This window comes from Amorphus orientalis (assembly GCF_030814015.1).
Lineage (GTDB): Bacteria > Pseudomonadota > Alphaproteobacteria > Rhizobiales > Amorphaceae > Amorphus > Amorphus orientalis.
This window is the reverse complement of record NZ_JAUSUL010000002.1, coordinates 1,452,618-1,458,617: the sequence shown is the minus strand read 5'-3', so window position 1 is coordinate 1,458,617 and position 6,000 is coordinate 1,452,618. Positions and strand designations below refer to the sequence as shown.

At 65.5% G+C, this 6,000-nt stretch carries 7 protein-coding genes; 4 read left to right on the top strand and 3 right to left on the bottom strand.

Annotated features, from left to right (window positions below; all coding sequences use genetic code 11):
- Positions 1–207: 207 nt before the first annotated feature.
- Together J2S73_RS14540 and J2S73_RS14535 are read right to left on the bottom strand one after the other, a co-directional pair.
- A complete protein-coding gene (locus J2S73_RS14540; protein ID WP_306886269.1) occupies positions 208–402 on the bottom strand; it encodes a hypothetical protein in 195 nt (64 codons plus the stop codon).
- A 368-nt stretch (positions 403–770) separates the two neighbouring features.
- Positions 771–962 (bottom strand): hypothetical protein, encoded by a 192-nt coding sequence (locus tag J2S73_RS14535; RefSeq protein WP_306886268.1) that lies wholly within the window; start codon positions 960–962, stop codon positions 771–773.
- A gap of 341 nt (positions 963–1,303) precedes the next feature.
- Here J2S73_RS14535 and cysS point away from each other — a divergent pair, with 341 nt between their 5' ends.
- The 4 genes from cysS (at position 1,304) to J2S73_RS14515 (ending at position 5,275) form a co-directional block, all read left to right on the top strand.
- The gene (gene cysS / locus J2S73_RS14530) at positions 1,304–2,764 is read left to right on the top strand and encodes a cysteine--tRNA ligase (protein ID WP_306886267.1); all 1,461 of its coding nucleotides are present in this window, start codon (positions 1,304–1,306) and stop codon (positions 2,762–2,764) included.
- Positions 2,761–4,383, top strand: a complete 1,623-nt coding sequence (gene cimA, locus J2S73_RS14525; protein WP_306886266.1) for a citramalate synthase — start codon at positions 2,761–2,763, stop codon at positions 4,381–4,383. Before cysS ends, cimA begins: the two co-directional genes overlap by 4 nt.
- Positions 4,384–4,445: 62 nt before the next feature.
- On the top strand, positions 4,446–5,003 hold the full coding sequence (locus J2S73_RS14520) for a hypothetical protein (protein ID WP_306886265.1): 558 nt from the start codon (positions 4,446–4,448) through the stop codon (positions 5,001–5,003).
- Complete coding sequence (locus tag J2S73_RS14515) at positions 5,000–5,275, top strand: hypothetical protein (protein ID WP_306886264.1); 276 nt, start codon at positions 5,000–5,002, stop codon at positions 5,273–5,275. Before J2S73_RS14520 ends, J2S73_RS14515 begins: the two co-directional genes overlap by 4 nt.
- Positions 5,276–5,329: 54 nt before the next feature.
- Here the strand turns inward: J2S73_RS14515 and J2S73_RS14510 are convergent, their stop codons facing one another.
- Positions 5,330–5,929 (bottom strand): LOG family protein, encoded by a 600-nt coding sequence (locus J2S73_RS14510; RefSeq protein WP_306886263.1) that lies wholly within the window; start codon positions 5,927–5,929, stop codon positions 5,330–5,332.
- Between the last annotated feature and the right edge of the window lie 71 nt (positions 5,930–6,000).

Here is a 6,000-nt window from a genome sequence, read left to right as displayed (position 1 = left end):
ATCGCACACCTCTCTTCAAGATCGAGGTGTCGGTATTGGGTTCCCATAGCGGCAACACCTTAGCAGGTTGTTGCACTTCGTTCGTGAGTTCAGGGAATCCAGGGCCAGGGATCGCAGCCCGTGAGTTTTCGGGCCTTGATCAGAGCATTCGTCGGGTGAGTGGCTACCGAGAGGCAGTTGAATGGGACCGCACAGTGCCAGTCCGCCTCAGCGCATGCCCAGGACGGCGGGCATCAGCACCGGGCCGTTGCCGCAGGAAATGCCCTTGGCGAAGCACAGGATCTTGCCCGAGGCCGCCGACGGGACGCCGTGTGAGGCGACGGTGGAAATCGCGAAGGGACCGACGATGAGGGCCGACAGGATCATCCCGGCCGAAAGGGTCTGAACGATGGTGCGGGTCATGGGTGCTCTCCGGTTCGTCAAGTCGTGCCGCGGCGTGCTTGCCGCTTGTCGAACGCGAAGATGGGGGATCGGCCGTGAACCGGACCTGAGTGGCGTTTTTAGCTGACGTTCAGGTTCCTTAATCCCGGGAAACCATAGGTGTCAGGCCCGGTGTGGGCCGCTTGCGACCGCGGGACACCTGCGGTCCGGGGAGGCGTAGGGGCGAACGGGGATCAGGCAGGAAACGGGCACTGAAGCAGGTCGAACCGCAGCCGGTGAAGAGACGCGGGTTCGGATCGCGCGTGCTCGCCGTCGGCGGAGACACGGCTTTCTCGCCGCGGCAGCAGGGCCGCAATCGGGAACAGGGCGGATGGATCCGGCGGGTCGCGCTACTTGCGCCGGGCCGCGATCATCTCCGCCCCGGTGCACTCGAGCCCGGTCATGCCGCAGGGCATGCGCTCGTTCAGCATCGTGGGCTCGCGGGTCAGTCGCGTAGCGCCGGCGAACACGACGGCGGGTCCGACGACGAACCCCGTCAGGATCGCCGCGGCGCAGATGGCCTGGACGAATGTACGCACCATGATGACGCCTCGCTGGGCTTTGCCGTGCCGCGCCGGTCCTCTTCGGAGCCTTGCTCGCGGCACTCACCCGTTTCCTGTTTCCCCGCAGCGTGGCAGCAATGTCTTAACGTCGGCTGAATCCCGTCGGCGAGCCTGCTCCGGGCTTGCATCGTCGGCGCATGGCGAAATCCCGGGCTTGACGGCGGCGGTCTTATCGCCCAAACGGAAGGCATGAAGACGACCGCCATCATCTGCGGAACCATTATTCTCAGCTAGCTCACGCTGGCTGTGGCCGTCTTCTTCTGCTCCAAAGGACAATCGGAAGAGATCGCGGACCCGGCCGGCGACGGAGGGAATTGCGCATGACGCGCGCGCCGACGCTTCAGCTCCACAACACGGCGACCCGCCGCAAGGAGCCGTTCGTGCCGATCGATCCGGATCACGTCCGCATCTATGTGTGCGGGCCGACGGTCTATGATCGCGCCCATATCGGCAACGCGCGGCCGCTGATCGTCTTCGACGTGATGTTCCGCCTGCTGCGGCATCTCTACGGCGACGATCACGTCACCTATGTCCGCAACGTCACCGACGTGGACGACAAGATCAACGCGCGCGCCGCCGAGCGCGGCATCTCGATCCGCGAGCTGACCGAAACGACGCTTGCCGATTTCCGCGCCGACGTCGCCGCTCTCGACTGCCTGCCGCCGACCCACGAGCCGCGCGCGACCGAGCACATCGACGACATGAAGGCGATGATCGACGGGCTGGTCGCCTCCGGCCATGCCTACGTGGCGGAGGGGCACGTCCTGTTCCACGTGCCCTCGCTCGAAGCGTACGGCCGCCTGTCCGGGCGCCCGATGGACGAGATGATCGCCGGGGCCCGGGTCGAGGTTGCGCCCTACAAGAAGGCGCCGGCCGACTTCGTGTTGTGGAAACCCTCCGGCGAGGGCGAGCCCGGCTGGCCGAGCCCGGCCGGGATCGAGGGGCAGGGCCGTCCCGGCTGGCACATCGAATGCTCCGCCATGGCCGACCGTTTCCTCTGGCAGGCCATGGAAGCCGACCTCAGCGACGACGCCCGCAAGCTGCCGCACCGCTTCGACATTCACGGCGGCGGCATCGACCTGGTCTTTCCCCACCACGAGAACGAGGTCGCCCAGACCTGCGCCTGCTTCTCCGTCGACCGGATGGCCTCGGTCTGGATGCACAACGGCTTCCTGCAGGTGGAAGGCGAGAAGATGTCGAAGTCGCTCGGCAACTTCATCACCATCCGGGACCTGTTGTCCGGCGAGCAGTTCGGCGGCCGGTCGTGGCCCGGCGCCGTACTCCGGCTCGCCATGCTGGGCACCGACTACCGCCAGCCGATCGACTGGACCGTGCGGGCGCTGGAGGAGGCGGAGGCGAACCTGCGGCGCTGGAAGCGGCGGATCGGCGACGACGCCGAGGGCCGCGAGCCCGACGCACAGGTCGTTGCGGCTCTGGCCGACGACCTGAACACGCCGAAGGCGATCGCCCGGCTGCACGAAATCGCCAAATCCATCGGCGATGACAGTCGCCGGGATCGCGCCGCGGCCGCCAACCTGTCCGCCTCGCTCCTGTTCCTGGGCTTCGATCTCGGGTTCGTGGAATCGGCGCAGGCCGCGCCGCCGGTCCCGGAGGCGGAGATCGCCGAGCTGATCGAGGCGCGGCTCGCCGCCCGCGCGGCAAAGGATTTCGGCGAGGCCGATCGCATCCGCGACGATCTCGTCGGACGCGGAATAACACTGAAGGACGGCAAGGATCCGGAAACCGGCAAGCCGACGACCACATGGGAGGTCGCCCGATGAGCGACAAAGAGACCCTTACCCTGTTCGACACCACCCTGCGCGACGGGGCCCAGACCCACGGCCTCAACTTCTCGCTCGAAGAGAAGATCGCCGTGGTGGATATCCTGGAAGAGCTCGGGGTCGATTACATCGAGGGCGGCTATCCCGGCGCCAATCCGACCGACACCGCGTTCTTCCAGAGCCCGCGCACGACCCGCGCCCGGTTCACCGCCTTCGGCATGACCAAGCGGGCCGGGCGGTCGGTCTCCAACGATCCGGGGCTCGCGGCGATCCTGCAGTCGGCCTCCGATTCCGTCTGCTTCGTGGCCAAGGCGTGGGACTATCACGTGCGTCTCGCCCTCGGCATCAGCCTGGAGGAGAACCTCGACGGCATCGCCGAATCCGTCGGTGCCGCGCTGGCGGCCGGCAAGGAAGCGCTGGTCGACTGCGAGCACTTCTTCGACGGCTATGCCGCCGATCCGGACTTCGCGCTGTCCTGCGTGGAGACGGCCTACCGGGCCGGCGCCCGCTGGGTGGTCCTGTGCGACACCAACGGCGGTACCATGCCGGAGACCATCGAGACGGTGGTGCGCACCGTCTGCGAGCGCGTGCCCGGCAGCCACATCGGCATCCACGCCCATGACGACACCGGCCACGCGGTCGCCAATTCGCTCGCCGCCGTGCGCGCCGGGGCGCGCCAGATCCAGGGCACGCTCAACGGCATCGGCGAGCGCTGCGGCAACGCCAACCTGATCACGCTGATCCCGACCCTGAAGCTGAAGGCACCCTACCGTGACATGTTCGAGGTCGGCGTCACCGACGACGCGCTCGCCGACATCACCGTGCTGTCGCGCCGCTTCGACGAGCTTCTGAACCGCGCGCCGGACGTGCACGCGCCCTATGTCGGGGCCGCCGCCTTCACCACCAAGGCCGGCATCCACGCCTCCGCCATCATGAAGGAGCCGGAGACCTACGAGCACATCCCGCCGGAGGTGGTCGGCAACCGCCGCCGTGTGCTGGTGTCCGATCAGGCCGGTAAGTCGAACCTTCTGTCCGAGCTTGCCCGCTTCGGCATCCAGGTGGACAGCAAAGACCCGCGGCTGGACCGTCTGCTCTCCGACATCAAGGAACGGGAAGCGGAAGGCTACGCCTACGAGGCGGCCGATGCATCGTTCGAGCTGATGGCGCGCCGGGTGCTCGGCACCGTGCCGACATTCTTCGACGTCCAGTCGTTCCGGGTGATGGTCGAGCGGCGCCACAACGCCATCGGCGACCTGGTCACCGTCTCCGAGGCGGTGGTGAAGATCGATGTCGGCGGCAAGACGGTGATGTCGGTCGCGGAAGGCAACGGTCCGGTGAACGCGCTGGACAACGCGCTGCGCAAGGATCTCGGTCCCTACCAGGATGCGATCGCCGATCTGGAACTGCTGGACTTCAAGGTCCGCATCCTCAACGGGTCCACCGCGGCGACCACGCGCGTGCTGATCGAAAGCGGCGATTCCGCCGGGCACCGCTGGTTCACGATCGGCGTCTCCCCCAACATCGTCGATGCCTCGTTCCAGGCGCTGACGGACTCCATCACCTACCGGCTGATGAAGCAGGGGGTGACGGACCACGGGCTGCAGGTCGCGGCGGAGTAACAACTACTGGCGGCTCCGCGGCTTCGTACCCATTTCTTGGCAGATCGTGTAGGATAGTGGGTATGAATACGGACAGCACCCTAGAGACAGCAGTCTTTCACGCGCTGCAATCGCCGCCGCCGTCGATCGTCGGACAGATCGACGTGTTCGGTTACGAAGGTGAGGCTCTCCTGCGTGATCTGTCCCGACGGTCGCGGATATATGCGGAACAAATGGATCAATGGATCCAAGAGGGAGAGCAGATAAAGGCCTCCTTGCGCGACTTGTACGCGGGCGGTCCAAATGTGACCCAAGATTTCAAGTTCTTTGAGAAGGCTGCGCAATCCCTTGAGACCGCAGCAGAACGCGACGCAGAAAAATATGCCGGCGTCATCCGCCGCCTATGGGGCGAGTTGGAGGCCGGCGGCCATCGATTTGAGAGCCATGCTCATCCGATCGGAGAATGTCTCGAATTGATCGAGAACACCACGGGCCGGGAGATCGATGCCACGCTCGAAATGGCTCTGTTTCTGCGCGCGTTGAACGCGGAATGTAAGCAGGACTCCGAAGAAGTCGCGTTCGAAATCACTCCCGAAGACACCGCAGCGACGGTGAAAGGAAAATTCGAGAGTGCTGCGTGAAGGTTCTGGTCACAAAGGCTTTCGCAAAAGCCTTGACCAGCCTGCCGCCTGACCGGCAACGCGGAATTCAGGATCGGCTTCGGATTTTTGTTTCCTCGCAAGAAGCGAACAGCTTACGATTTCGCCCATTCCAGGGACTTTCCGGATATTTCCTGATTAACGGCAAGGGTGGGGATCGGATCCTGCTGCGCCAGGAGGACGAGGACACCTTTACCGCCGTCGATGTCGGGCCTCATGACACCGTGCTCAGGCGCTGGAACCGGCGCAAGTAGGGTCGGTGTCGCTGCGAAATAAGATGTGTTTCCTTCGGCGCCGACCGCTCGCCGCTACAGCTTCTCGATCGTCGCGTCGTCGCCTTCGGGCTCGCTCCGTCGCGCCACTTCCGCGCGCAGGCGCGGCACGACCTCTCCGATCTCGTCACAGACCATGAAGGCGACATCCAGGCCCGGGCGGATGAAGGCCTCTTTCCGCATGTGATCGAGCAGGTGGACCAACGGATCCCAGAAGCGGTTGATGTTGGCCATCAGGATCGGCTTGCGGTGCTGGCCGAGCTGGGACCAGGTCATCATCTCCACGGCCTCCTCGAGGGTGCCGATGCCGCCGGGCAGTGCCACGAATGCGTCGGCGCGCTCGAACATGATGCGCTTGCGCTCGTGCATGTCGCCGGTGGTGATGAGCTCGGTCACCTCGTTCAGCATCACCTCCCGATCCTTCAGGAACTGGGGAATGACGCCGGTGACGCGCCCGCCGGACGACAGCACCGAGTGGGCGAGGGTGCCCATGAGGCCGACCGACCCGCCGCCATAGACGAGTTCGATGCCCTCCGACGCCAGCGCGCGCCCGAGATCGCGGGCGGCTGCTTCGTAGGAGGGGTCGATGCCGTGGCCGGAGCCGCAATAGACGCAGATACGTTTCATATTGGACATGAAGGTGCATGTGGCAGGCGCGCCGCAAGGCGTCAAGAAGAACGCACCCACCCCGCTCGCTGGTTGGCGCC